Source organism: Paenibacillus rhizovicinus, from assembly GCF_010365285.1.
GTDB classification, from domain to species: domain Bacteria; phylum Bacillota; class Bacilli; order Paenibacillales; family Paenibacillaceae; genus Paenibacillus_Z; species Paenibacillus_Z rhizovicinus.
Genome location: NZ_CP048286.1, coordinates 4148846 through 4175000 on the forward strand (window position 1 = coordinate 4148846; position 26155 = coordinate 4175000).

Annotated in this window: 17 protein-coding genes (1 of these 17 only partly in view); 15 read left to right on the forward strand and 2 right to left on the reverse strand. The window is 55.6% G+C overall.

Annotated features, from left to right (window positions below):
* The first annotated feature begins 40 nt into the window (after positions 1-40).
* The 7 genes from ftsE to uvrA all read left to right on the forward strand — a co-directional run bounded on the left by ftsE (position 41) and on the right by uvrA (position 11080).
* On the forward strand, positions 41-727 hold the full coding sequence (ftsE, locus tag GZH47_RS18590; protein WP_162642479.1) for a cell division ATP-binding protein FtsE: 687 nt from the start codon (positions 41-43) through the stop codon (positions 725-727).
* Positions 717-1634: a permease-like cell division protein FtsX gene (gene ftsX, locus GZH47_RS18595; protein ID WP_162642480.1), complete on the forward strand. Its 918-nt coding sequence runs from the start codon at positions 717-719 to the stop codon at positions 1632-1634. Before ftsE ends, ftsX begins: the two co-directional genes overlap by 11 nt.
* 12 nt (positions 1635-1646) lie before the next feature.
* Complete coding sequence (locus GZH47_RS18600; protein ID WP_162642481.1) at positions 1647-2822, forward strand: murein hydrolase activator EnvC family protein; 1176 nt, start codon at positions 1647-1649, stop codon at positions 2820-2822.
* A gap of 144 nt (positions 2823-2966) precedes the next feature.
* The gene (locus tag GZH47_RS18605) at positions 2967-4436 is read left to right on the forward strand and encodes a S41 family peptidase (RefSeq protein ID WP_162642482.1); all 1470 of its coding nucleotides are present in this window, start codon (positions 2967-2969) and stop codon (positions 4434-4436) included.
* Positions 4437-4536: 100 nt separating this feature from the next.
* Positions 4537-5844 carry a PDZ domain-containing protein gene (locus tag GZH47_RS18610; protein ID WP_404823692.1) on the forward strand — a complete coding sequence of 436 codons (1308 nt, stop codon included), beginning with the start codon at positions 4537-4539 and terminating at the stop codon, positions 5842-5844.
* 323 nt (positions 5845-6167) lie between these two features.
* Complete coding sequence (gene uvrB, locus GZH47_RS18615; RefSeq protein WP_162642484.1) at positions 6168-8171, forward strand: excinuclease ABC subunit UvrB; 2004 nt, start codon at positions 6168-6170, stop codon at positions 8169-8171.
* Between the two features lie 23 nt (positions 8172-8194).
* On the forward strand, positions 8195-11080 hold the full coding sequence (gene uvrA / locus GZH47_RS18620; RefSeq protein ID WP_162642485.1) for an excinuclease ABC subunit UvrA: 2886 nt from the start codon (positions 8195-8197) through the stop codon (positions 11078-11080).
* 174 nt (positions 11081-11254) lie between these two features.
* Here uvrA and GZH47_RS18625 read toward each other — a convergent pair whose 3' ends face one another.
* Positions 11255-12865: a nitrite/sulfite reductase gene (locus tag GZH47_RS18625; protein WP_162642486.1), complete on the reverse strand. Its 1611-nt coding sequence runs from the start codon at positions 12863-12865 to the stop codon at positions 11255-11257.
* Positions 12866-13169: 304 nt separating this feature from the next.
* Between GZH47_RS18625 and GZH47_RS18630 the strand changes: the two genes are divergently transcribed.
* Positions 13170-13385: a hypothetical protein gene (locus tag GZH47_RS18630; RefSeq protein ID WP_162642487.1), complete on the forward strand. Its 216-nt coding sequence runs from the start codon at positions 13170-13172 to the stop codon at positions 13383-13385.
* Between the two features lie 164 nt (positions 13386-13549).
* On the opposite strand, the gene GZH47_RS18635 is transcribed toward GZH47_RS18630, so the two are convergent.
* Positions 13550-14518, reverse strand: a complete 969-nt coding sequence (locus GZH47_RS18635) for a sugar phosphate isomerase/epimerase family protein (protein WP_162642488.1) — start codon at positions 14516-14518, stop codon at positions 13550-13552.
* A 409-nt stretch (positions 14519-14927) separates the two neighbouring features.
* Here GZH47_RS18635 and GZH47_RS18640 point away from each other — a divergent pair, with 409 nt between their 5' ends.
* The 7 genes from GZH47_RS18640 to ligA form a co-directional block, all read left to right on the forward strand.
* Entirely contained in the window at positions 14928-17477 is a 2550-nt protein-coding gene (locus tag GZH47_RS18640) for a U32 family peptidase (protein WP_162642489.1), read from the forward strand.
* A gap of 214 nt (positions 17478-17691) precedes the next feature.
* Positions 17692-19539: an AfsR/SARP family transcriptional regulator gene (locus GZH47_RS18645; protein WP_162642490.1), complete on the forward strand. Its 1848-nt coding sequence runs from the start codon at positions 17692-17694 to the stop codon at positions 19537-19539.
* The gene (locus GZH47_RS18650) at positions 19530-21692 is read left to right on the forward strand and encodes an ATP-binding SpoIIE family protein phosphatase (protein WP_162642491.1); all 2163 of its coding nucleotides are present in this window, start codon (positions 19530-19532) and stop codon (positions 21690-21692) included. Before GZH47_RS18645 ends, GZH47_RS18650 begins: the two co-directional genes overlap by 10 nt.
* A gap of 15 nt (positions 21693-21707) precedes the next feature.
* A complete protein-coding gene (locus tag GZH47_RS18655) occupies positions 21708-22076 on the forward strand; it encodes an STAS domain-containing protein (protein ID WP_225446124.1) in 369 nt (122 codons plus the stop codon).
* Positions 22077-22109: 33 nt separating this feature from the next.
* Complete coding sequence (locus GZH47_RS18660) at positions 22110-22820, forward strand: heptaprenylglyceryl phosphate synthase (RefSeq protein WP_162642492.1); 711 nt, start codon at positions 22110-22112, stop codon at positions 22818-22820.
* Between the two features lie 204 nt (positions 22821-23024).
* Complete coding sequence (gene pcrA / locus GZH47_RS18665) at positions 23025-25358, forward strand: DNA helicase PcrA (RefSeq protein ID WP_162642493.1); 2334 nt, start codon at positions 23025-23027, stop codon at positions 25356-25358.
* 58 nt (positions 25359-25416) lie between these two features.
* Positions 25417-26155, forward strand: the 5' end (the start) of a protein-coding gene (gene ligA / locus GZH47_RS18670; RefSeq protein WP_225446125.1) for an NAD-dependent DNA ligase LigA. The gene runs 1307 nt beyond the window's last position; the window shows 739 of its 2046 coding nt (coding positions 1-739); its start codon is at positions 25417-25419; its stop codon lies beyond the right edge, outside the window.

A 26155-nucleotide genomic window follows, 5' to 3' on the forward strand; every position in this document is an offset into this window, starting at 1 on the left:
TCGAATATAGCAAAGCTGACTATCTACAGGATGTGATATTGTGATCGAGCTTCAAGACATATGGAAAACGTACGCCGACGGAACCCATGCCCTGCGCGGGGTTTCCGTTCTTATAGAACGCAATGAGTTCGTTTATTTAGTCGGTCCTTCCGGAGCCGGGAAGTCGACCTTCATGAAATTGATTTATCGCGAGGAAATTCCGACTAAAGGCCAAATCTCCGTGAACGGTTTCAACATCGGCAAGCTGAAGCCGCGCAAGATCCCGTTTGTCCGCCGCAACATCGGCGTTATTTTTCAAGATTACCGCCTGCTGCCGAAGCTGACCGTCTATGAGAATATCGCTTTCGCGATGGAAGTCATCGAGGCGCCCAAACGCATCATTAAGAAACGGACGTTGGAGGTGCTCGATCTTGTCGGACTGCGAGGCAAGCACGCCAGTCTCCCGCAGCAGCTGTCCGGCGGCGAGCAGCAGCGGGTCGCCATCGCGCGCGCCATCGTCAACAATCCTTCCGTCATCGTGGCGGACGAACCGACGGGCAACCTCGATCCCGAAACCTCCTGGGGCATCATGAACCTGCTGGAAGAGATCAATTTCCGCGGCACGACCATCATCATGGCTACGCATAACAAAGAAATCGTCAATACGCTCCGCAAACGCGTCATCGCGATCGAGAACGGTTCGATCGTGCGCGACGAATTGAGAGGAGAGTACGGTTATGAAAATTAGCACCCTGCTGCGCCATCTGCGGGAGGGCGTCAAGAATGTGGTACGCAACGGATGGATGACCTTCGCCTCCGTGAGCTCCATCGTCATCTCGCTGTTTATTCTCGGCGTTTTCCTGCTGCTTGCGCTCAACGTCAATAATTTGGCCGATCAGATCGAAAGTCAGGTTCAAATCCGCGTGTACCTGCAGCTGAACACGCCGGAAGCCAAGATTTCCGAACTGAAGAATGCGATCGGCAACATCCCCGAAGTGAAGAAGGTAGCTTTCGTTTCCAAGGAACAAGGGCTGGAGGATTTGCGCACCAGCATCGGCGCGGACGGTTCGGAGCTGCTTGAAGGCTATGACAAGACCAACAATCCGCTGCCCGATTCGTTCACGGTCGACGTGTTCGATCCGCAGAATATTGCTTACGCCGCGAAGAAAATCGACGCGATCGGCAGTTCGGACGAGAGCAAGCCGATCACGAGCGTGAAATACGGGAAAGGGACGGTCGAGACGCTGTTCAAAGTGACGAACGCCGTCCGCAATATCGGTCTCGTCATCGTCGTCGGTCTGGCGTTGACCGCGATGTTCCTGATCTCCAATACGATCAAAATGACGATTCTGGCGCGTCGCCGCGAAATCGGCATCATGAAGCTCGTCGGCGCGACGAACAATTTTATCCGCTGGCCGTTCTTTATCGAAGGCGCGCTAATCGGCATCCTGGGTTCAGCCATCACGATCGTACTGCTGTTGTTCGGCTATTCGCAGCTGGTGGATGCCTCCCAGTTCGAGCTCGGCCTCATGATGATCAAGCTGGTGACGCTGCAGGATGCGGGATTCACCGTTTCCTCCATTACGCTGGCGCTCGGCACGCTGATCGGAATATGGGGAAGCACGTTATCCGTTCGGAAATATTTGAAAGTGTAGGTGACTGTGAACGTGAAGAAAGGACTATTGGTTCTCGCGATCATCGTTTTGGCGGGATACATCTTTCAACCAACGCAAGGTCAAGCTTCTTCGCAGCTCGATAAGATCAATAAGGAGCTTGCCGAAGTCCGCAAGGAGATGAGCGCGGCCACGCATAACCGCAATCAGGCGGATAAGGACAAGGAAAGCGTTTTGGCCATGAAAGATCAGACGGCGAAATCCGTGACGGAGATCGTGTCCCAAATCAATGAAGTCGGCACGCAGCTGAATACGGTGCAATCGCAAATCGACGCGAAGGAAGCGCAGGCCAGACAGGCTGGCGCGGATCTGGAAGCGGCTGAGGAGCGGATCAAGACGCAGGATAAGCTGCTGCAATCGCGTATTCGCCTCATGTACACGAACGGCATCGTATCCTACCTGGACGTACTGCTCAGCGCTTCGAGCTTCAGCGATTTTCTCGATCGGATGGATTCGCTCTCATCCATCCTTGGACAGGACCGCGATATATTGGATGGGCGCAAGGTAGATAAGGTGCTGGTCGCAGAGAAGAAACAAGAAGTCGAGCAATCGCTGGCTGAAGTGAAAACGATGTACGGCAAGCTGGCAGACTACAAGGCTCTTCTGAAAGACAAGGAACAGCAGAAAGAAGTCATGGTACAGAAATATAAAAGCCAGGCGGACGATCTCGACGAAATCAGCGAGGAGCAGGAAGAACTGCTCATTCAGCTGGCGAAGAAAGTATCCGATCTGGAAGCGAAGAAGAAAACGATCAAAGTGTATTACAACCCCGGCGGCAAGCTGGGCATGCCGCTTCAGGCCAGCTGGCGGCTCAGCTCCCCGTTCGGCTACCGAACGCATCCGATTTATGGCGTGCGCAGGCTGCATACCGGCATGGATATGGCGGTTCCGAAAGGGACTCCGATCTACGCGGCGGAATCCGGCGTCGTCCTAGTTGCCCAATGGTCGAACGGTTACGGCAACTGCGTCATCATTGATCACGGCGGCGGTTTATGGACGGTTTACGGTCATATCCGCGACGGCGGCATTATGGTTAAAGAGGGACAGTCGGTCAAACGCGGCGACAAGATTGCGGAAGTCGGCAGTACGGGCGATTCCACGGGCAACCATCTCCACTTCGAAGTCCGTCTGAATCAGAAAGCCGTCAATCCGGCGCCTTATCTCAAATAAATAGCGGGCAAGGGGCAGGCAAGCCCCTTGCCGATACGACGATGCCGCACCCGATCACAAATAATTGGGTGCGGCTTGTCATATACTAGGAAAGTTGGGAATATTGCTGCCGGCTGAACTGCCGGCTTATGAAGGGGTGTTGACGTGCAGTTTAAAGGACGAACAGTGGCGGCGTTTATTTTGCTTACGATGGCAGCCTCCGTACTGGTCACGCTGACGGTCGCGGATCGATTTATCGCCTTCGGAAGCGAAGGGACGACGACAAGAGCGGCGTCATCGGCATCGTCCGGACAATACGGGCTCAATGAGAAAGAGCTTCGCAAACTAAATACCGTGCTCGGATTAATCGAGACGAAATATTTCCGCGACGTGGACCGGGTGAAGGTACTGGACGGTGCGGTGAACGGCATGATGGGCGCGCTAGGCGACCCGTATTCGGTGTATATGGAGAAGAGCGTTGCCAAGCAGTTCTCCGAGACGATCGAAGGCTCGTTCACGGGCATCGGCGCGGGCGTGCAAATCAAGGATGGCAAAATCACCGTGGAATCGGCGATCAAAGGCTCTCCCGCGGAGCGCGCGGGCGTCATGCCGAACGATGTCCTCCTGTCGGTGAACGGCGAGAAGCTGTCCGGCTTGTCCTTGAACGACGCCGTGGCGAAGATTCGCGGGCCGAAAGGCTCGAAGGTCAAACTGCTCATTCAACGGTCCGGTATGAACCAGCCGCTGCAGTTGACCATCGTCCGCGACGATATCGATTACGAGACCGTCTATGCGCACTTGCGCGACGACGGCATCGGCGTGATAGAAATCCGTCAATTCTCGCTGAACACGGGAGACCGTTTCGCCGAAGAGTTGGACAAACTGGAAAAGCAGCATATGAAGGCGCTCATTATAGACGTGAGGGGCAATCCCGGCGGCGTGCTGCCCGTTGTTGTGTCCGTCGCTCAGCCGTTCGTGCCGAAGGGCAAGACGATCGTGCAAGTCGAAGATAAGAACGGCCACCGGGAGAAAACCGCTTCGAACGGACCGGGCAAGCAGTACCCCGTCGCGGTGTTGATCAACAAAGGCAGCGCAAGCGCCTCCGAGGTGCTGGCCGGTGCGCTCAAGGAAGAAGCCAATGCCGTGCTCGTCGGCGAAACGTCGTTCGGCAAAGGGACGGTGCAGGTCAGCTACGACAAGCAGCTGGCGGACGGCAGCATGATCAAGATGACGATCGCGAAATGGCTGACCCCGCTTGGCAACTGGGTGCACGAGAAGGGGCTGAAGCCGGACGTTGCGGTACAACCGCCGGATTATTACACGGCAGCGCGCATGTCCAAGACGACAACACTGATGCCGAACACGATCAGCGAGGATACGAAGAGCCTCCAGGTCATGCTGACGGGCTTGGGCTATAAGATCGACCGCAAGGACGGTTATTATAGCACGGCTACGGCGGACAGCGTGCGTTTGTTCCAGCAGAAGGCAGGCTTGTCCATGACCGGCAATGCGGACAAAGCGACGGCCGAGAAGGTCGAGGAGCAGCTGATCGCGAAGATTCGCGACGAGAAGAGCGATGCGCAGCTGCAGAAGGCCGTCAGCGTTTTGCAAGCCAAGCTGGGGAATGTAAAATAAAACCAGCAGGGATTAGGAAGCCGATGTCGAATAAGAAGAAGGTTAGTATTCCGTTGATTTCGGGATACGGCCTTCTTTTTTTTGCCATGAACGCTCGGAGGTGAAAGGATTGGAAGCGGCTACGGATTTGCTTCGATTGGCGGGATCGGCGGCGCTTGGGCTGCTGCTGTCCCCGTTCTACTATATTGGCGTGTTGCTCATCATGCTGCAATATTTTCGCCAGACGCGGCTGGAGCGCAAACTGTTCCATGTGCGCCTTCACGCTTGGCCGAATCAACTTGCCCGAACGATGCTCGCGGGACTCGTTGTCGGTGTATTGATTACGTTGATCGGCTTGTTTCTTGGAGTCACGGTTAACGGCGAGGCGGTGCTCTGGCTATGGGGCGCAGCTGTCGTGCTGCTGCTCGTGCGCGTGCGTTATCTATGCTTCGCCTACAGCGCAGGGATGCTCGGCCTGCTGCAATGGGGGCTTGGCTGGTCATCGCTCGACGGCCGGGGCGATTGGATCGGAACCGCTGTCCGTTCGATCGGCGGATTGGATATACCGGGCCTGCTCGTGCTCGTGGCGCTGATGCATATCGCCGAAGGTTTGCTGGTGCGCTGGCAAGGCGCGCGATTTGCAAGCCCGCTGTTTCTGGAAGGCAAGCGGGGCAAGCTTGTCGGCGGCTACATGCTGCAAGGGTATTGGCCTGTGCCGATGCTGCTGCTTGTGCCGGCTGCCGCGGGCGGCGGCGGCGTTGACCTGCCGTGGTCGCTGCTGCTAGGCGGCGGATCGGCTTGGAGCCATGGCGTGACGATGATCGGGTTCCCGATGATGATCGGTTTCACGGAGCTCACGCGGACCATGCTGCCCGGCGCGAAGGCCCGCAGCGCCTCGAAAGCGCTGCTGCTCTACGGTCTTGCCGTCGGCGTCGTGGCCGTTGCGGCATCCTACTGGTCGCCGCTAATGTTGGCGGCCGCGCTGTGCGCGCTGCTGTTTCACGAGGCGCTTGTCGCGGTCAGCTACTACAAGGAAGACGCGAACACATCGCTCTATGTGCACGATGGCCGCGGCTTGCGAATCCTGGCTGTCATTCCGGGTACGCCGGCAGAGGCAATGGGCCTGCAGGCCGGAGAAATCATTCAGAAGGTTAACGGCGCGCTAGTGAGGTCGAAAGAAGAGCTGCATGCCGCGCTGCATATTAACTCGGCTTTCTGCAAACTGGAAGCGATTAACCTGGAGGGGCATGTGAAATTCGTGCAGCGCGCCCGCTATGCCGGTGAGCACCATCAGCTTGGCGTCGTGCTGTCGCCGGACGATCAAGCCGGATTTTACGCCGCCGCGTCTCCGGCATCGCTGTTCGACTTGCTTCGCAAGCGGACGGCCAAGAGCCGCAGCCGTTCGACGTCGGCATCTTCCTCTTTATAAGCTCGATTCGGATCCCCCGGTTGAAGTCGCTCCCGACTTCACGGGGGTTTTTCTATGCCGAAAACGAAGCAAGCCTGCTCTTGGAAAGATGAACCGCTCATTGCAACGTCAAAGGGAACACGGTATAATATACGAGAATGGGAACACATATTCTTATGCGAGTCCATCTTTCAAGGGGATGAGCGCCTAGGCCTCAGCGGCCTTGTTTACAAGGCGCTTTCTTATGTGTAAATTACAACTCTCGTCTATTTTTTCGAGGCATTTTGGGCATACAAGCTAATAGGGATTTCATAGAAGACATAGGATCGGGGTGTAGCGAATTTATGGTTGAACAGCAAGAACAGGGCGGGCGCTTCGTGTTGAAATCGGATTATACGCCGCAAGGCGATCAGCCGGAGGCGATCCGTCATCTCGTGAACGGCGTGGAAGCAGGCACGATGCATCAGACGCTGCTGGGCGCGACCGGGACGGGGAAGACGTACACGATCGCCAATACGATCGAGAAGCTGAACCGCCCGACGCTCGTCATTGCGCATAACAAGACGCTGGCGGCGCAGCTTTGCAGCGAGTTTAAGGAATTTTTCCCGGACAACGCGGTCTCTTATTTCGTCAGCTATTATGATTATTATCAACCTGAAGCCTACATCCCGTCCTCCGATACGTTTATCGAGAAGGATTCCAGCATCAACGACGAGATCGATAAACTCCGTCACTCCGCGACAAGTTCGTTGTTCGAACGGCGGGACGTCATCATCGTCGCAAGCGTGTCCTGCATTTACGGCCTCGGTTCCCCGATCGAATACGGGAAGCTCGTTCTGAGCCTGCGCGTCGGCATGGAGAAGTCGCGGGACGCGATTTTGCACAAGTTGGTCGACATTCAATACCAGCGCAACGATATCAGTTTCACGCGCGGTACGTTTCGCGTCCGCGGTGACATCATCGAGATCTTCCCTGTAGCCAATAACGAGCGCGCGATGCGCGTGGAATTGTTCGGAGACGAGATCGAGCGCATCACCGAAATCGACGTGCTGACCGGCGAAATCATCGGCGAACGCGACCATGTCGCGATTTTCCCGGCCTCTCACTTCGTAACGCATGAAGATACGATGAAGGTCGCCATCAAGAATATCGAACGGGAGCTGGAGGAGCGGCTTGCGGAGCTGCGCGATAACGGGAAGCTGCTGGAAGCGCAGCGGCTGGAGCAGCGGACGCGCTACGACCTGGAGATGATGCAGGAGATGGGCTTCTGCAGCGGAATCGAGAACTACTCCGGACCTTTGACGTTCCGCGAGCGGGGAGCGACGCCGTATACGCTGATGGATTATTTTCCCGACGATATGCTGATCGTCATCGACGAGTCCCACGTGACCCTTCCGCAGATCCGCGCCATGTACAATGGGGACCGCGCGCGGAAGGAAGTGCTCGTGGACCATGGCTTCCGGCTGCCGTCCGCCATGGACAACCGGCCGCTTCGTTTCGAGGAGTTCGAGGCGAAGGTGAAGCAAGCCATTTACGTTTCGGCTACGCCGGGTCCCTACGAATTGGAGCATTGCCCTGACATGATTCAACAGATCATCCGTCCGACAGGACTGCTTGATCCGATCGTCGAAGTGCGCAAGACGAAGGGACAGATCGACGACCTGCTTATCGAGATTCGCGACCGGATCGCCAAGGATGAACGTGTTCTGGTCACGACGCTGACGAAGAAGATGTCGGAAGATCTGACGGACTACTTGAAGGATGTCGGCATTAAAGTGCGTTATTTGCATTCCGATATCAAGACGCTGGAGCGTTTGGCGATCTTGCGCGATTTGCGGATCGGAACATTCCATGTGCTCGTCGGGATTAACCTGCTTCGGGAAGGCTTGGATTTGCCGGAAGTTTCGCTCGTGGCCATTCTTGATGCGGATAAGGAAGGCTTCCTTCGTTCGGAGCGTTCCTTGATTCAAACGATGGGCCGTGCGGCGCGTAACTCCGAGGGCCGGGTTATCATGTATGCGGACCGGCATACGGACTCCATGAACACCGCGATTGGCGAGACGGAACGCCGTCGTGCCATTCAGATTGCTTATAATGAGAAGCATGGCATAACCCCGCAGACGATCCGCAAGAAAGTGCATGACGTTATCGAGGCAACGAAGGCCGCCGAGCAGAAGAGCGATTATTTGACGGGTGTCGGCGTCGACAAGATGTCGAAGAAAGAGCGCCAGTCATTGCTGCAGCGTCTGGAAGCGGAGATGAAGGAAGCGGCCAAGAGCCTGCAGTTCGAACGTGCGGCGGAGCTTCGCGACGCGCTGCTTGAGCTTAAAGCGGAGTTGGGCCTGTAGGCCGGGAGGAGAGGTAACACAAAGTGGCTAGTGATTCGATCGTAATCAAAGGGGCGCGTGCCCATAATCTTAAGAATATCGATGTAACGATTCCTCGCGACAAATTTGTCGTATTGACGGGGCTCAGCGGTTCCGGAAAGTCTTCCCTGGCTTTTGACACCATTTATGCGGAAGGGCAGCGGCGGTACGTTGAATCGTTATCGGCTTACGCGCGTCAATTCCTCGGCCAAATGGAGAAACCGGATGTCGATTCTATCGACGGTCTATCGCCGGCGATCTCCATTGACCAGAAGACGACAAGCCGCAACCCGCGTTCAACCGTCGGTACGGTGACTGAAATATACGATTATTTGCGTTTGCTGTTCGCTCGCGTCGGCAAGCCGCACTGTCCGGAGCACGGGATCGAGATTTCGTCCCAGACGGTAGAGCAGATGGTCGACCGCATCATGGAATATCCGGAACGGACACGGCTGCAGATCATGGCGCCGATCGTTTCGGGCCGCAAGGGCGAGCATTCCAAGCTGCTGGCAGACGTGATGAAGCAAGGTTTCGTGCGCGTGCGGGTGAATGGCGAGCTTCGCGAGCTCAGCGAGAATATCGAGCTCGAGAAGAACAAGAAACATAACATCGAGGTCGTCGTCGACCGGATCGTTGTGAAGGACGATGTTCACAGCCGTTTGGCGGATTCGCTCGAAACCGCACTTAAGCTGTCCGGGGGCCAAGTGCTCGTCGATGTCATGGATAAGGAAGAGCTGCTGTTCAGTTCTAACCTGGCATGTCCGATCTGCGGTTTCAGCATCGACGAGCTGGCTCCGCGTATGTTCTCGTTCAACAGCCCATACGGGGCATGTCCGGATTGCGACGGATTGGGCGCCAAGATGATCGTCGACCCTGATCTGCTCGTACCGGACTTGAGCAAGTCGATCGAAGAAGGTGCTTTCGAGGCATGGGCGGGCAGCACCTCTAACTACTACCCGCAATTCTTGGAGGCGGTATGCAAGCATTTCGGCATCCCGCGGAATGTTCCGGTCAGCGAGCTGACGTCGGAGCAAATGAAGAAGCTGCTGAACGGAACGGGCGGCGAACGCGTCCGTTTCAAATACGAGAATGACTTCGGTCATTCCAAGGAAGCGCTGGTGCCTTTCGAAGGCATCGTGAACAATCTGGAACGCCGTTACAGGGACACGGGTTCTGAAGGCATCCGCGAGCATATCGAACAGTACATGAGCGCGAAGCCGTGTTCCGGCTGCAAAGGTCATCGTCTGCGGAAGGAAAGCTTGGCCGTCACGATTGGCAGCCAGAACATCTCGTACGTGACGGGACTGTCGATCGGCGAGGCGGAGCGGTTCTTCAACGGTCTTGATCTGACGGAGAAAGAATTGCTTATTGCGCATCTAATCTTGAGAGAAATCAACAGCCGTCTCGGCTTCCTTGTGAACGTGGGCTTGGAATACTTGTCGCTGAACCGCGCCGCGGGTACGTTATCGGGCGGGGAAGCGCAGCGCATCCGATTGGCCACGCAGATCGGATCCAGTCTGATGGGCGTTCTCTATATTCTCGACGAGCCGAGCATCGGGCTTCATCAACGGGATAACGACAAGCTTATCCAGACATTGCTCCATATGCGCGATCTCGGAAATACCTTGATCGTCGTAGAGCATGACGAAGATACGATGCTGGCCAGCGATTATATTATCGATATCGGCCCCGGCGCGGGCATTCACGGCGGCCAAGTGGTCTCCATGGGGACGCCGAAGGAAGTCATGGCCGACGAGAATTCCCTGACAGGCGCTTACTTGAGCGGGCGCAAGTTTATTCCGGTTCCGCTGAAGCGCCGCGAGACGAATGGCAAATGGCTTGAGGTACGCGGTGCGAAGGAGAATAACCTGCGCAGCATTAATGCGAAGTTCCCGCTCGGTGTGTTTACCGCAGTGACAGGCGTCTCCGGTTCGGGGAAATCGACGCTGGTCAACGAGATTCTGTATAAGACGCTTGCGCGGGATCTGAATAAAGCTAAAGTTCGCCCCGGCGAGCATAAGGAAATCCGCGGTCTTGAACACGTCGAGAAGGTCATTGATATCGACCAATCGCCGATCGGCCGGACGCCGCGTTCCAACCCGGCGACATACACGGGCGTATTCGACGATATTCGCGATTTGTACGCATCGACGAACGAAGCGAAGGTGCGCGGGTATAAGAAAGGCCGCTTCAGCTTCAACGTGAAGGGCGGCCGCTGCGAGTCATGCCGCGGGGACGGCATCATCAAGATTGAGATGCATTTTCTACCGGATGTCTACGTGCCCTGCGAGATTTGCAAAGGCAAACGTTATAACCGCGAGACGCTCGATGTGAAATACAAAGGGAAGAGCATCGCGGACCTACTGGAAATGACCATCGAGGACTCGTGCGAGTTTTTCCGTAACGTGCCTCGGATCCACCGTAAGTTGCAAACGCTGCTTGATGTTGGTCTTGGCTATATGAATCTGGGACAGCCTGCAACGACGCTTTCCGGCGGCGAAGCGCAGCGCGTCAAGCTGGCCGCTGAACTGTACCGCAGAAGCACGGGCAAGATGCTGTACATTCTGGATGAGCCAACGACGGGGTTGCATGTCGACGATATCGACAGATTGCTCGTTGTCCTTCATCGGCTTGTAGATTCCGGGGAATCGGTGCTCGTCATCGAGCATAACCTGGATGTCATCAAGACGGCCGATTATCTCGTGGATCTCGGTCCTGAGGGAGGCAAAGGCGGCGGAACAATCGTGGCCACCGGTACCCCGGAAGAGGTCGTCAAAGTCGAGGGCTCGTACACGGGTCGTTACTTGAAACCGGTACTGGAGCGCGACCGCGAACGGACGATTGCCCAGCAGCGCGAGATGGAGAGCGTAGCTGCAGGCTCCGAACAATAGACAGCAGTAATAGAACAAGGAATGACAAAGGGATTGCCCCCACCATTTTGAATGGAGGGAGCAATCCCTCTTCCTTTTCAACTTGGCCGTTGAAGGTCCGTTCCAACCAAAATGCATAGAAAGGCCCGGAGGCAGAAACCTCCGGGCCTTTCAACTCTTGCATGAACTAGCCAATTAACCAGCCAAGATGGCCGTCAATCTCTCTTGGAATGCCGGCACGCCGACACGTTTGACATAGTTGTGGAACGTTTCGTCCGACTCGCGATTTTCTTTATAGAAGTGAAGCAGCTGAACGAGTACGCCGCCCAGCTCGTCGCCTTTGACACGGCCTTTCAGCGATTCGTTGAACTTCGCGCCAGGGCCGAGAATACCGCCAACGGCGATGTCGAATGCATCGACCATGCCTTCAGGCGTTTTCACGAGCGCGCCTTGCAGGCCGATGTCGGCAATATGCTTCTGACCGCAAGCGTTCGGGCAGCCGATGAAGTGAATCCGGATTTTCTCATCCAATTGGATGTGCTCGTCCAAGTACTCCGCAACGCGAACGGCACGTTCTTTCGTTTCGACGACGGCCAGGTTACAGAACTCGTTGCCTGTGCAGGAAACCGTACGGCTCAAGAACGGTTTTGCGTTCGGCGAGAGACGTTTCAGTACAGGCACTTGCAGCGCCGCTTCCACTTTCTCGTCCGGAATGCCGGCAAGGATAATGTTCTGCGACATTGTCGTACGGATCTTTCCATCGCCGAATTCATCCGCGGCATCCGCAAGCTGTTCCAGCTCAGTGGAGTTCGTGCGGCCGACAGGAACGTTCAAGCCGATGAAGTTCAGGCCTTCTTCTTTTTGAGGATAAACGCCATCGTAATACACGCCGTTCCAGCCGACGGTCTTGTTTTGTCCGGCCGAAGGCATGTCGCCGATGATTTCTTTCAGCTTCTCGAGGAATTTCTCCGGACCCCAGTCCGCGACAAGGAATTTCAGGCGGGCTTGGTGACGCTTCTCGCGGTAGCCGTAATCACGGAAGATCGTCGTAACGCCGATCGAAACTTTCAGCACGTCCTCGGGACGAACGAACATGTCCAATTCTTTGGCCATATGCGGCTTCGCGGACAATCCGCCGCCGACATAGATATGGAAGCCGATAACTTCTTCGCCGTCGATGACTTTGGTAGCAGGCACATACGCAAGGTCATTGATTTCAGCGTTCGCATTGTTATAGATATTGGACGATATGGACATTTTATATTTACGCGGCAAGTTGGAGAAGTCGCGATTCATTAAGTAGAAATCGTTGACTTGCTCGACGATCTCGCGCGTGTCCATCAGCTCGTCGCGGTCGATGCCTGCAAGCGGATTGCCGACGATTGTACGCGGGCAGTCGCCGCAAGCTTCGTACGAATACAGGCCAACGGCCTCCAGACGATTGAAGATGTCCGGCAGGTCTTCTACTTTGAGCCAGTGATACTGAATCGCTTGGCGCGTCGTAACGTCGATCAAGTCGCGTCCGTAATCGCGCCCGATGGAAGCGATCGCGCGTGCTTGCGCGGAAGTCATGATGCCCGTATTAATTCGGATCCGCATCATGAAGTAGCCTTCCCTAGGCTTCTGCTCATAGACGCCAGCCCATTTGAACCGGTTCATGTCATCTTCGGAAATGGAGGCATAGCCTTCTTTCGAGTACTTGTCGATGATCGTGCGGATAACGTCAAGTCCGTCTTTCTCCATCTTAATAAATTCGAATTTATTGAGTTTGGAAGGATCGTTCATCCATACGGCTTCATATGCCATGTTATTATTTTCCCCTTTGTCTAGTCGTGTCGCACGGCGAGCGGAAAGCCGATAAAATCCGACAATTTTCGTATGATATCTCTTCAGTGAATCGTATCATAATTCAGTTCAGCGGACAACGAAAAGCGGGTATTGAATTATAAGATTTTTTTATAATTAAATTCAGGTCTGTTTATAATAAAAGCAACCTTTCAGAAATGGTGACAAACTTGTTACGATTGTCCAATGTGACTTGCATCGGGCTCGTGATGAGGCTAACATAGGTAACATAGGCTACGTGCGAAAATGAAGGAGGATCTCACCCATGTTTTTAGCTGAAACCGCATCAACTGGGCTCGCGAAGTTCGATCCCATGGATATTATGATGCTGCTGTTTACGATTGTTATATTCATCGGATGGATTCGTTTGCTGACGGCTAAACCGAAGAAGGATCTATTTGCAATCGGATTTACTACAGTATCGCTGCTCGTATTCCTGTTCGCGAACTACGTTATGATCTTCAAAGTTTGGATTTCATAATCATTGTTTCGCACGCATATGAACGGATGATTGGATAATAAAGCCGCCGGCGATCTTGGGCTCAAGATTGCGGCGGCTTTTTACATAAAGGCTCCGGTACCATACAAAAAAGCTCCAGCGAATAGCTGGAGCTTTTTCTCATGCAATTGCATGCGTGAGGGTTATTATACCCACCACATTTCGCCAAGAGGCTCGCGAATCAGGATGGATTGCAGGTTTTGCACGGCTTTCGAGAAGCCTTCGTCCACGGACATCAGACCGTCTTCATGCTCGATGCTGACAACGTAGTCGTAGCCGACAAGACGAAGCGCGCTCATGATATCGGACCATACTTTCATGTCGTGGCCGTAGCCGACCGTGCGGAACTGCCAAGCGCGGTCCAGCATCAGCGCGTAGGACTGCATGTCCGTTACGCCGTGGCGGTTAACGTTGATCGGATCGATCGACGTATCTTTGGCATGGAAGTGATGGATAGCGCCGGCGCGGCCAAGGATGTGAATCGCTTGAACCGGGTCGATGCCTTGCCACCACATGTGGCTTGGGTCAAGGTTAGCGCCGATTGCGTCGCCAGCTGCTTCACGCAGGCGAAGAAGCGTTGCCGGAGTATGAACGGAGAAGCCGCCGTGCAGCTCCAGACCGATTTTGACATTGCTTTCCGTAGCGAGCTTGCCGATTTCCGTCCAGTAAGGGATAACTTTGTTTTCCCACTGCCAGTCCAGAATTTCTTGATAATCGTTCGGCCATGGAGCTACAGGCCAGTTCGGATATTTCGCATCCTCGTGGTCGCCAGGGCAGCCGGAGAACGTGTTAACGACCGGAACGCCCAGTTTGGAAGCCAGTTCGATCGTTTTACGAATGATGGCGTCATGCTCGCTGGAGATCGCTTTTTGCGGGTGCAGCGGGTTAGCGTGGCAGCTAAGTGCGCTGATTGTCAAACCGCGGGAATCGACAGCGTCTTTGAATGCTTTCAGTTTGCTTTCGTCAGCGAGCAGGACGTCCGGATCGCAGTGCGCGTTGCCAGGGTAGCCGCCCGTGCCGATTTCAATGGCATCGAGGCCTTTGGAAGCGATGTAGTCCAATGCGTCTTCAAACGACTTTTGCGCGAATAGTACGGCAAATACTCCGAGTTTCATACGTGTATAGTTACCTCCCGATAATTATGTACTGTGAGTCTGCCTTCATTATAGCATGGGCAAATTCCAAGGTTAAGATTCCAAGGGTCCAATGACAAAAATGCATACATAAAGGACAAATATGAAAACGCTTTTCAATTCATTTAGATCCTCCTATTTCGATACGATTTTAATAGACCCTACTTATATAGATGGCAAAATATTTCGTATTGCGGTTATCAGGAAGATGAAGTTGTGCTGCGATTGGCAATGATAAAGAAGAAGGGCGGGTTCCATGGAGGCGAACTTGGTTAATAAACCGGAAGCAGGCCCAGCCGTTCCCTCCCCCGCGTTCGCTTTTGTTTACGCGTCCGCTCTGGTAAACTGAAAGTAAATATGCGAATTGAAAGATAGGATGGCGGAAGTTTACATGAATACGATGAAACGGCAAGATGTCGAGCTGCTGGCTCCGGCCGGAGATTGGGATTGCATGCGCGCGGCTGTGGCGAACGGAGCCGATGCCATATTTTTTGGCGTGGAGAAGTTCAATGCGCGGGCGCGGGCAAATAATTTCCAAACGGACGAACTGCCTGAAATTATGGCCTTTCTGCACAGCTACGGCGTGAAAGGGTTTCTGACCTTTAATATATTGGTGTTTGAGAATGAGCTTGAGGACGCGAAGCGGCTGATCGAATCTTGTATCGATGCAGGCGTAGATGCGGTTATCGTCCAGGATCTGGGGCTGGTGAAGCTCATCCGTGAGCTGTCGCCGGATTTCCCGATCCACGGCTCCACGCAGATGACGATCACCTCGCCGGAAGCGGTGGAATTCACGAAGCCGTTCGACATTGAACGGGTCGTGCTTGGCCGGGAGAACAATTTGAAACAGATTAAGACGATCGGCGAGCAGGCGAAGCTGCCGATGGAAGTGTTCGTGCATGGCGCGTTATGCGTGTCTTATTCGGGTCAGTGTCTCACGTCCGAGATGTGGGGCGGACGTTCCGCCAACCGCGGCGAATGCGCGCAAGCCTGCCGGCTGCCGTACGACCTCATGGTGGACGGCGAAGTGAAGCCGATGGGCGACGTGGCTTATCTGCTTTCGCCGAAGGATCTCGCTGCCGTAGAGCTCGTTCCGGAATTGATCGAAGCGGGCGTGTCTTCGTTCAAGATCGAAGGCCGCTTGAAGAGTCCCGAGTATGTGGCGAACGTCGTGAGCAAGTACCGCCGGGCCATTGACAAATATTTCGACGGCGATCGTTCCGCGCCGTCGAAGGAAGAGATGCGCGAGCTGCAGCAAAGCTTCTCGCGCGGATTTACGCATGGCTTCCTGGATGGCACGAACAACAAGAAGCTCGTGGAGGGTACGTTTCCGAAGAGCCGGGGCGTCTTCCTCGGCCGCGTGGAGCGGGTATTGCGCGACGCCGTCGTCGTCCGCATCGAAGCCCCGTTGAAACGCGGGGACGGCATCGTGTTCGACGCCGGAGATCCGACGAAGAAAGAAGAAGGCGGACGCGTCTACGACGTGCGCAGACAAGGCGTCAAGCTGGAGGGCGAAGCGCAGGAGGGCATCGTGCTCGAGATCGTGCCCGGCCGCAACGATATCGACTTGCGCCGCGTCCATGTCGGCGATCGCGTCTGGAAGACGAGCGATCCGGCGCTGGACAAACGGCTGCGCGCGACTTTCGAAACCGAGAAGCCGTACCGCGTGTTCCCGCTGCACGTGAAGGTCGAGGGCGAGCTGGGACAGCCGCTTCGTTCCTGGTGGACGGACGTGGAGAAAGGGAACACGGTCGAAGTCGTCTCCGAACTGCCGCTTGAACATGCGGAGAAGCGCCCGATGGACGAGGCGCTGCTGCGCGAGCAGCTCGGCCGCCTTGGCGGCACGGTCTATCAGCTGGAGGTGCTCGAGGTCGAGCTGCGAGGCGATCTCATCGTGCCGATGCGCGAGCTGAACCGGATGCGCCGCGAAGCTGCGGAGGCTTTGGCGGGCGAACGGCCGAAGCCGCCCGTGTACGTGAAGCGCGAGGTCGAGGTCTATGCCGACGCGCGCGGCGGCAAAGCCGCCGTTGGCAGCGCGCACGGCAGCGAGGCTGCGCAGCGCGTGCCGGCGGATCGGCCTGCCAAGCTGACGGTGCTCTGCCGCAGCTTGCAGCAGTTGGAAGCGGCGGTGCGATCCGAGAAAGTCGACATGGTCTATGCCGACTTCGAGTTCATCAAACAGTTTCCCGCCGCTATGGAGCTCGCGCGGAGCGCAGGCAAGCCGATTGCGCTGGCGACGCCGCGGATCCATATGCCTGGCGAGAACGGCTACCACGCCAATATTCTCAAGCTGAAGCCGGACGCGGTGCTGGTACGCAATACGGGCGCCTTGTATTATTACCTGCGCGCCAAGGCGGCCAACCCGAACGAGGCGTTCCCGCAATTGATCGGGGATTTCTCTTTGAACGTAGCCAACCACAAAGCTTCGGATCTCTTCCTGGATGCCGGCTGCAGCCTGATCACGCCTTCGTACGACTTGAACGTACAGCAAATGTTCGACCTGCTGCGCACCAGCGACACGTCGCGGACCGAGGTGGTCATTCATCAGCATTTGCCGATGTTCCATACGGAGCATTGCGTCTACTGTACCTTCATGAGCGAAGGGACGGATTTCACGAACTGCGGGCGGCCGTGCGAGGACCATCGCGCATCGCTGCAGGATCGAATCGGCATGGCGCATCCCGTTCGCGTCGACGAAGGCTGCCGGAACACCGTATACAACGCCATCGAACAGTCCGGGGCGGAATACATGGTTCAGTTCCGCGATTTAGGCGTGAATTCGTTCCGTATTGAATTTTTGGAAGAGACAGCCGATAAAGTGGATGAGGTTATCGAGTTATACAGCGACGCGCTTGCGGGACGTATTGGCGGCACACAGGTGTGGCGCAGCCTGAAAGCAATCAACCAGCTTGGCGTCACGAGAGGCCAGCTGGTGAAGTAACGCATCGTACGAGAGACCTATTACTAAGGTCTCTCTTTTTTTATGCGAAAGGTTCAGATTCTTACACATTTCTTTCAATATCGACGGTTGCAGAAAGGATTTTGGAGACGAGACGCGAATAGTAGCAACAGTTAGCGTCATGTAATGAGACGATCGGCGGATTGCTTTTTTTGAAAAGCCGAACGTCAATAAACGAAGCGCGGTGAGGATGCAAATGAATCAGTACAGCAATTACGTGCCACAACAGCATCAATGGCTGGGTCAAGTGATGAAAGCGGAGCAAATCATTCTGGACGGGCACCTTCCGCCGATGGAGCAGCTGCTTGCCATTCCGGCGGAAATAAGAATGAAGTCCCCCCTATTGCTTCGCGTCGAGTGCGAGAACGGTTTGCTTCATGGGCAGCTAGCGGGGTCGAAACAGCGGTTGGAAGCCGCGCTGCGCGGGTTCGCCGCACAGGCCGACGAGTCCGCGATGTTGACGATGATGGCGATGCTCGGTCTTTTATATATTCAAGTCGGTGACAAACAGGAGTCGAAGCCGTTTATGTCACAGCTTGAACAGGAGTGGAAGCGCAACCCGGAGAACTGCAGCGGATTCGTTCCTTGGGCGTTGGCCCGTGCCGCGGCGAACGCGGGGGACCTTGTCTCTCGGATGGAGGATGTGCCGGAGTTGCTGATGGCTGCGGCGGAACGGTTCAGGGAAGAGGGACGGCCGCTATGGGCTAGTTTCGTTCTGCTGGACGGATTGATTTTCGATCCGCGGAAGCGGACGCATCCGGACTGGCAGTTCTGGATGAATTGGCTGAAACGGCGTACGGAGGAGCAGTCGCTTACGGAGGATGTTTTGCGCGTGTTGACGAGCGTCAATCGGGATAAGGGCATGTGCGGGCGGCTTCCCGCCCGTTATGCCTATCTGACGAAAGCCGTTTTATTGAACGAAGCGGAAGAGCGGCTGCCGGAAGAGCTGAGCGATGATGTCGAGAGCGGCATTTACGCCGCCGGAGCGGCGATTAGGAGGCAATTGGCGGAAGGGATGCTTGACGCTGCGGCCGAGGGGCTCCGGTTGCTCGATCGGCAGCGCCGGCTCGTGTCCACGCCTGCGATCGAGCAGCTGGCCGCCGAATTGCGGGCAAAGTTAGAATTGCGGGCACAAGCGGCGAATGCCGCTCAAGCGTCGGAAGCCGCGGAGTCGCCGAAGGCCCGGAAGGCCGGAACCGCCAAATCCGTTCAACCCTCGTCGGGCAAGGGCTTGAAACCGATCCTGGCTCCTGCGCATGAGAGCGAGCGCCGCAGCACCCAAGCGACGCCGGCTATAGAACCATCGAAATGGAAAATCAAGCTGTTCGGCGGCATTGCCTTCAGTCAAGGGAACGGACAACATTCCGAACCGGTCTGGAAACGCCGGAAGGCGGGCGAATTGTTCGTGCACATGCTGATGCAGCAAGGATATAAATCGAACAAGGAACAAATCATCGAGCGGGTTTTTGGCGAAGGCGATCCCGCGAAGCGCTCCAATCAGTTGTACGTGACGCTGCATGACTTGCGTTCTGCGCTCAAAGAGGTCGGGCTGCTGGAGGATGCCGTTTATGCCAAACGCGGCGTTATCGGCATTTCGGAACAGATCGTCGAATCGGTGGACGCCGAGACGTTTATGACCTTATCCCGCGTCGGCGACCAGCTTTGGACGGATGACCGGGAGGAGGCTGCCCGTCTGTTCGAGAAGGCAATTCCGCTGTATGGGATGCTTGCGCCAGAACTCCCCTATTCAGAGTGGCTGGAGCGCACGAGAGAACAGCTGCTGGACAGGCAGACGAACATGCTGAGAAGGCTCGCGGCGTACTATGGGGAATCGAACGAAGAGGCGCGCGAGGAACAACGGCTTTCGGATTGGATCGCTCTGCGTCCGGAACAAGAGGAGGCATATGAAGCTATGATCAAGCTTTGCCTTCGCGGATTTCGGCGCGTGGAAGCGATCGGCTGGTACCGCAGGCTTGAGCGCATTTGCAAGGAAGAGCTCGGAATCGAGCCGCGGGAAGAGGTAAGAAAACTGCTATGGAGTTGAACGAGCAGCCGCAGAAGTCTCCGTTTTCTTATCATGCCGGGCTGCTTAATCGCTTGCTTGCCGTCTATTTGCTAACCATGTTCGGAGGCGTGCTGATTTTGGGAGCGGAGTCCACATTGGACGCCCATTTTGAAGAAATGTTTCCGTTTCCGCTTGTTATCGTTAGCCTAGGCGCTCTCCTGCTGGGATTGGCGCTGCTCTTCATCTCGGCTTTACGGCTGCAGCCGGTGTTCAGCGTGTTGCCGTTCAGCGCAGCGCCGGGGAACCGGCTGTCGGACGAAATAGGTATCAATACGGCGCTGCGCCGGCTGTACCGGCTCCCATACGAGCTGCTTTACGGCATCATACTGTTCGGGTTGCTCTTCTCGGTCGTATTGCACGGCAAGGATTGTTTCCAAAGCATCGGCCTTGAAATGGATGGCTATCGTCTTCTCGGAACGATGGTCGGAGAACAAAGCTTGTTTATCTTTATCGCCATTATCTTGTTTACATCGGTGCGGCGCATGCTCAGACCGGTACTCATGCGGCTGCAGCCGCTCCCAAGCGGATTCGACGGCCGAGCTTCGGTCGCGCAGCCGCTCGTCATTACGTATACGTGCACATTTATCGTGACGATACTGAGTTTGCTGCAGCTTGCCATCGTAACCTCCAGGCCACATGAAACGATGGATCCGTACAAATTTGGCATCATCGCGTTGTTTTATTTTATAATGGGCTTAAGCTTATTCTGTTATGTGACGATGCAATTCAGGCAGGAACTGCGGAGACTGATTCGCGGCATTCGCGGACTGGTAGGCGGCTATGACCTTCCGCCGAACGAAGCGGAAGCATTCCTGCATGATGAAGCGGGGGAATTGGCGATCGCCTTCAACGAGCTGAAGAACCGGATCAATCGCGAGTACGACTCGCTTGAACGCGAACTGAAGCTGGCCTACAACGTCCAGCAGAAACTGCTACCGCCCGGCGATCTGACCATCGGTTCCTATCGGATCGCGGCACGCTGCCAGTCCTACCGCGAAGTAGGCGGGGATTTCTTCGACGTGGTGTCGCTTGGCCCTAGCCGGTTTGCCATCATGATTGGGGACGTATCCGGCAAAGGCTTGCCTGCCGCGCTGCTGATGTCCGCGCAGCTGCTCGTCTTTCGTTCCGAAATTCGGCGTAACGGCAGCCCGTCGGAGGTGCTTGCGCGCATGAATCGCCAGCTTTGCGAAGCCATGGGCGAGGAGGGCTCCGTAACGATCGGGGTCGGCGTCATCGATTTGACGAACAATCAAGTGCAATATGCGAGCGCGGGGCATTTGTCGCCCTACGTCGTTGCGAGGGATGGCAATTTCAAAGCCCTTGACTGCAGCTCGCTACCAATTGGTTTCGATCCGGAAGCCGTTTATGAAGAAATCACGTTGCAACTGGAGAGCGGGGATCGATTTTTGCTCTATACCGATGGATTAATTGAGGCCGTTAATCAACGAGGAGAGATGTACAGCTTCGAAGGCTTGGAGGCCGAGCTTTCCACTTGGAATACGGTCGCAGACCTTGAGGCGGTCATCGACGAGTGGCTTTCGCGCGTCGATCGGGAGTGCGGTCCGGGCCAAGACGACCGAACGGTCGTCGTTCTCGAACTTGCCGGAGAGTATCGCAGCCTGCTCGGGAAGCTTAATTTGGCGCCGGGCGAGCAGGGAACGAGCCCCGCGCCGTTCGATAATCCGTTTCTTTCCCGTGAATGGTCGGTGCGCAGCATACTGGGCGACGAGCGGCTCATTGCCATGAAGATCGGCGACTGGATGGATGAGCGATGGCCGGAATGCGACATCCGCGAGGATGCGCAGAGCGCGATTTGCGAGGCGATGATTAATGCCATTGAACATGGCAATAAGCTGCAGCCGAACAAATATGTGACGGTCATTGCCCAAATCGGCGGCATGCTGGCAGTTTGCCGCGTTTATGACGAAGGAGGCGGCCATTTCCCTCGTCTTTCCAGAGACGAGGACGAGATGCGCAAGAAGCTGGAATCGGAAGATCCCCGCGGGTGGGGGCTTGTCATGATTGATTCGCTTGCCGATTACTGGACGACGGGACGGGATGAGCGCGGATTTTATACCGAGCTGTATTTTATGCGCAAATCGAGAAATGCTCCGGATGGGCAGTCTACATAGAGGAGGAGAGAGACCGTGGCAGAACAACCATTTTCGATGCATGCGCGAAAATTTCCCAGCGGCGTGGTGCTTGAACTGAGCGGCGAGCTGACGAAATCAGCGGAGGCGAAGCTGATCGCGGGCCTGGAACAGGAAACTGACCTGGGTCTTGGGATCCGTTTTCTGGCGCTGGACCTGACGAAGGTAGAGTACATCAACAGCGGCGGCATGGCCGTCTTGATCCGTCTTGCCCGCATGGGGAGCAAGGCCGGGGTCCATACGTTTTCCTGGGGCGTGACGCCTCACTACGAGAAGCTGTTCCGCATGGTGGGACTGACGGAATATATGATGATTTATCCGAATGAATTCGCGGTTATGCAACGCATTGAGGCACTTAATATTTAACGATGAGAAGTAATTGGGGCGGTGGAGGCTATCATGGAGCTGCAAGCGATATACGGGAATTGGCGGCATGTCTTTAAGCTCGATCCAGACCGTGAAATCAGCGACGAACAGCTGGATGCCATATGCATGTCAGGCACGGATGCCGTGATCGTAGGCGGATCGACGGGCGTCACGTTCGACAACACGGTGGACCTCATGTCGCGCATTCGGCGGTACGAAGTGCCTTGCGCGCTGGAGGTATCGAGCGAGGAAGCAGCCGTTCCGGGCTTCGACCACTATTTCGTTCCGCTTGTGCTGAACACGGACCGGACAGAATGGATGACGGGCAGACAGATTGACGGGCTTCGCAAATTCGGCGCGTTTATTCCTTGGGAAGATACTTCGGCGGAGGGGTACTTAATTCTGAATGCGGAGGCCGAAGCCGCCAAGCTGACGGGGGCCCGGTCGGCGATGGACGCGGAGACATTGACGGCGCATGTGTATATGGCGGACAGGCTGATGCGGCTGCCGATTATTTATATGGAATACAGCGGAAAGTTCGGAGATATGGAGCTAGTGAGGCGGGCGGCAAGGCTGGCTTCCGGCGCAAGAGTGTTCTACGGCGGAGGTATCGACAACGCCGATAAAGCGCGTCAGGCGGCGGAAGCGGCGCATACCGTCATCGTCGGCAATATCATCTATGAGGATTTGGAAGCGGCTTTATCGACGGTCGCTGCGGTTGCGGAAGTTGCGTTTGGAAGATAGAGGAAGAGCCTGACAACAAGATAGTCGATAACGACAACGGCTTTGATAACGAATCGGGCATCAGACAGGCTGGCCTTCGTATCACGGCCGTTTTTCTTTATGGCCGTTTCTGTTTTTCCTCCATCCTCTAATTGACACATCCCGCACGGTTGTCTAGACTGAAGGATAGGCGAACAAATGCGAACAAAGGGGTTTATGTTCACTATGTTGAATGAATTTAGCATCGATCAAGCTGTCAGTAAGTTGAATCCGCCGCAGCGCGCGGCCGTTCAAGCGACAGAAGGGCCGCTGCTCATAATGGCGGGAGCGGGCAGCGGTAAAACGCGCGTGTTGACGCACCGCATTGCGTATTTGATGGAGAAGAGACGCGTAGCGCCATGGAGCATCTTGGCGATTACTTTTACGAATAAAGCGGCAAGGGAAATGCAGACGCGGGTCGGCTCGCTCGTCGGCCCGTCTGCGCAAGACATCTGGGTATCCACGTTCCACTCCATGTGCGTACGGATTTTACGCCGGGACATCAGCCGGATCGGATTTACGAACAGTTTTTCCATCTTGGATTCGGCCGATCAGTTGTCGGTTATCCGCACTTGCATGAAGGAATTGAACATCGATACGAAGAAAGTCGAACCGAAGAGCGTGCAGGCGGCCTTGGGCGGCGCAAAGAACGAGCTGATCACGCCGGAGCAGTTCGAGCTGAAGGTCGGGGATTATTTCGACGGGATCGTCGCTAAAGTGTATACGATGTACCAGAAGAAGCTGAAGAGCAACAACTCGCTTGATTTCGATGATCTGATTATGAAAACGATCCAGCTGTTCAAGGAAGAGCCGGACGTACTGACATTCTACCAAAATAAATTCCGGTATATTCACGTCGACGAGTATCAAGATACCAACCGGGCGCAGTACATGCTGTGTAAAATGCTCGCCGAGAAGCATCATAACATTTGCGTCGTCGGCGATAGCGACCAGTCCATCTATCGTTGGCGGGGCGCGGATATTACGAATATTTTGAACTTCGAGGAAGACTATCCAGAGGCGAAAGCGATTTTGCTGGAACAGAACTACCGTTCGACGTCCAATATTCTGAACGCGGCGAATGCCGTCATTAAGCTGAATAGCTCCCGTAAGGATAAGAAGCTGTGGACCGATCAAGGCGAGGGCGAGGCCATCATGATCTATCAGGCCGACACGGAGCATGATGAAGGGTTTTTCGTCACCGGGCAAATTCGCCAGCAAGTGAATAAAGGCCGCAAATTTGCCGATCATGCCATATTGTACCGGACGAACGCCCAGTCGCGGGTCATCGAGGAAACGCTCATTAAATCCGACATTCCGTATCAAATCGTCGGCGGCGTCAAGTTCTATGACCGCAAAGAGATTAAGGATTTGCTCGCTTATCTGCGGCTTATCTCCAATCCCGACGACGATGTCTGCTTCCAGCGGATCGTTAACGTGCCGAAGCGGGGAATAGGCGACACGACGGTCGCGAAACTGCTCGAGGAAGCGGGGCGCCGCGGCGTTTCCGTCTTTAACTTGTTGGAACAGCTCGATTGGCTGGACGTAACGGGACGCGCCCGCACGGCGCTCCGGGAGTTCCAGGAGATGATTTTCAACCTGACGCGGATGGTGGAATACTTATCCGTCACGGAGTTGACGGAGAAAGTGCTGGAGTTAAGCGGCTACCGCGAGGAGCTGCATCGCGAGAATACGCTGGAATCGAAGGCGCGCCTCGAGAATATCGACGAGTTCCTGTCCGTTACGCAGGACTTCGAGAAGCGCAACGAAGACAAGTCGCTCGTCTCGTTCCTGACGGACCTCGCGCTGATCGCCGACATCGACTCCATGGACGAGGATGAGCCTGAAGGCGGCGTTAAGGATGCGGTCGTGTTGATGACGATGCACAGCGCCAAAGGACTCGAGTTCCCGATCGTCTTTATCGTCGGCATGGAGGAAGGCGTCTTCCCGCACAGCCGGGCGCTGAACGATAACGACGAGCTGGAGGAAGAACGCCGTTTGGCGTACGTGGGCATCACCCGTGCCGAGAAGCAGCTGTTTATGACTTGCGCGCGGATGCGGACGCTCTTCGGACGGACGAATGCCAACATGCCATCGCGCTTCTTGCGGGAAGTGCCAGACGAGCTCAAGACGGATGCATCGGCAGTTGGTCGCGGGCGTCCGGCGGGCGGGGGCGGTTTCAGCGGCGGACGTACGAGCAGCCCGTCAGGGAACGGCTTTGGTTTCCGCGGAGGGGCTGCAACGCCTCCGCGGCCGGGAGCGACGGCAGCGAATGGCAGCAGCGGTGTGCGCGTGATTGATCATTCGCGTCCTGTTCTTCCTGGAAGGACGCCGGACGCCGGCGGAGCGGCAAGCGAGAAATTCACGGTAGGCGATAAGGTTTCCCATGGCAAATGGGGCATTGGCACGGTAGTTGCCGTTCGCGAAACCTCCAATGGCCAGGAGATTCAGGTTGCGTTCAACGCACCGACGGGAGTCAGGAAGCTTTCTGCTGCCCATGCTCCGATTCAAAAAGTATAACGAAACGATTTTAATTTAGTGCGGAATGTTCGATTCGAACGAGAGAGGGAGGACGTCAATGACGACTGCGATGGAACCGGGATCGAATGCCGATTCGACGAAACAACTCCGTATGCGTGAGCTGATCGACCTGCTAGCGGTCCATAATCATAACTATTACACGCTGGATCAACCGACGATCAGCGACGTGCAGTATGACGAGCTCTACGATGAGCTCGTTGGACTGGAACAGCAAAGCGGGCTTACGCTCCCTGACTCGCCTACGCAGCGGGTAGGCGGCGAGATTTTGAAAGGCTTTGAGCCGCATCGCCATCGTGCCCGTTTATGGAGTCTCGACAAAGCGCAGGATGCGGAGGATTTATTGGCATGGAATACGCGTGTTCGGAAAGCAATCGCCGACTACAACACCAAGAACCCGGATGCGGCTCCGCTTCCCGATCCGTCTTATGCCATCGAATTGAAGTTTGACGGGCTTACCTTGAATTTGACGTATGACGGGGGCAATCTCGTGCAGGCGTCCACGCGTGGCAACGGCACGGTTGGAGAAGGAATATTGGCGCAGGTCAAGACGATTCGTTCCATCCCGCTCAGCATTCCGTTTACGGACGGTCTAATTGAAGTGCAAGGCGAAGGTATCATGAACCTGTCGGTACTGGCAGCTTACAATACAACGGCGGTTGAACCGCTTAAGAATGCCCGCAATGCGGCGGCCGGGGCGCTTCGCAACCAGAATCCAAGGATTACGGCGGAGCGCAAACTGAATGCTTACTTCTATAATGTCGGCTTTGCGGAAGGCG

Bases quoted from the DNA above. Each gene is read 5' to 3' on its own strand.
- ftsX (WP_162642480.1), top strand. From the start codon at position 717: ATGAAAATTAGCACCCTGCTGCGCCATCTGCGGGAGGGCGTCAAGAAT.
- uvrB (WP_162642484.1), top strand. From the start codon at position 6,168: ATGGTTGAACAGCAAGAACAGGGCGGGCGCTTCGTGTTGAAATCGGAT.
- GZH47_RS18625 (WP_162642486.1), bottom strand. From the start codon at position 12,865: ATGGCATATGAAGCCGTATGGATGAACGATCCTTCCAAACTCAATAAA.
- GZH47_RS18630 (WP_162642487.1), top strand. From the start codon at position 13,170: ATGTTTTTAGCTGAAACCGCATCAACTGGGCTCGCGAAGTTCGATCCC.
- GZH47_RS18635 (WP_162642488.1), bottom strand. From the start codon at position 14,518: ATGAAACTCGGAGTATTTGCCGTACTATTCGCGCAAAAGTCGTTTGAA.
- GZH47_RS18640 (WP_162642489.1), top strand. From the start codon at position 14,928: ATGAATACGATGAAACGGCAAGATGTCGAGCTGCTGGCTCCGGCCGGA.
- GZH47_RS18645 (WP_162642490.1), top strand. From the start codon at position 17,692: ATGAATCAGTACAGCAATTACGTGCCACAACAGCATCAATGGCTGGGT.
- GZH47_RS18650 (WP_162642491.1), top strand. From the start codon at position 19,530: ATGGAGTTGAACGAGCAGCCGCAGAAGTCTCCGTTTTCTTATCATGCC.
- GZH47_RS18660 (WP_162642492.1), top strand. From the start codon at position 22,110: ATGGAGCTGCAAGCGATATACGGGAATTGGCGGCATGTCTTTAAGCTC.
- pcrA (WP_162642493.1), top strand. From the start codon at position 23,025: ATGTTGAATGAATTTAGCATCGATCAAGCTGTCAGTAAGTTGAATCCG.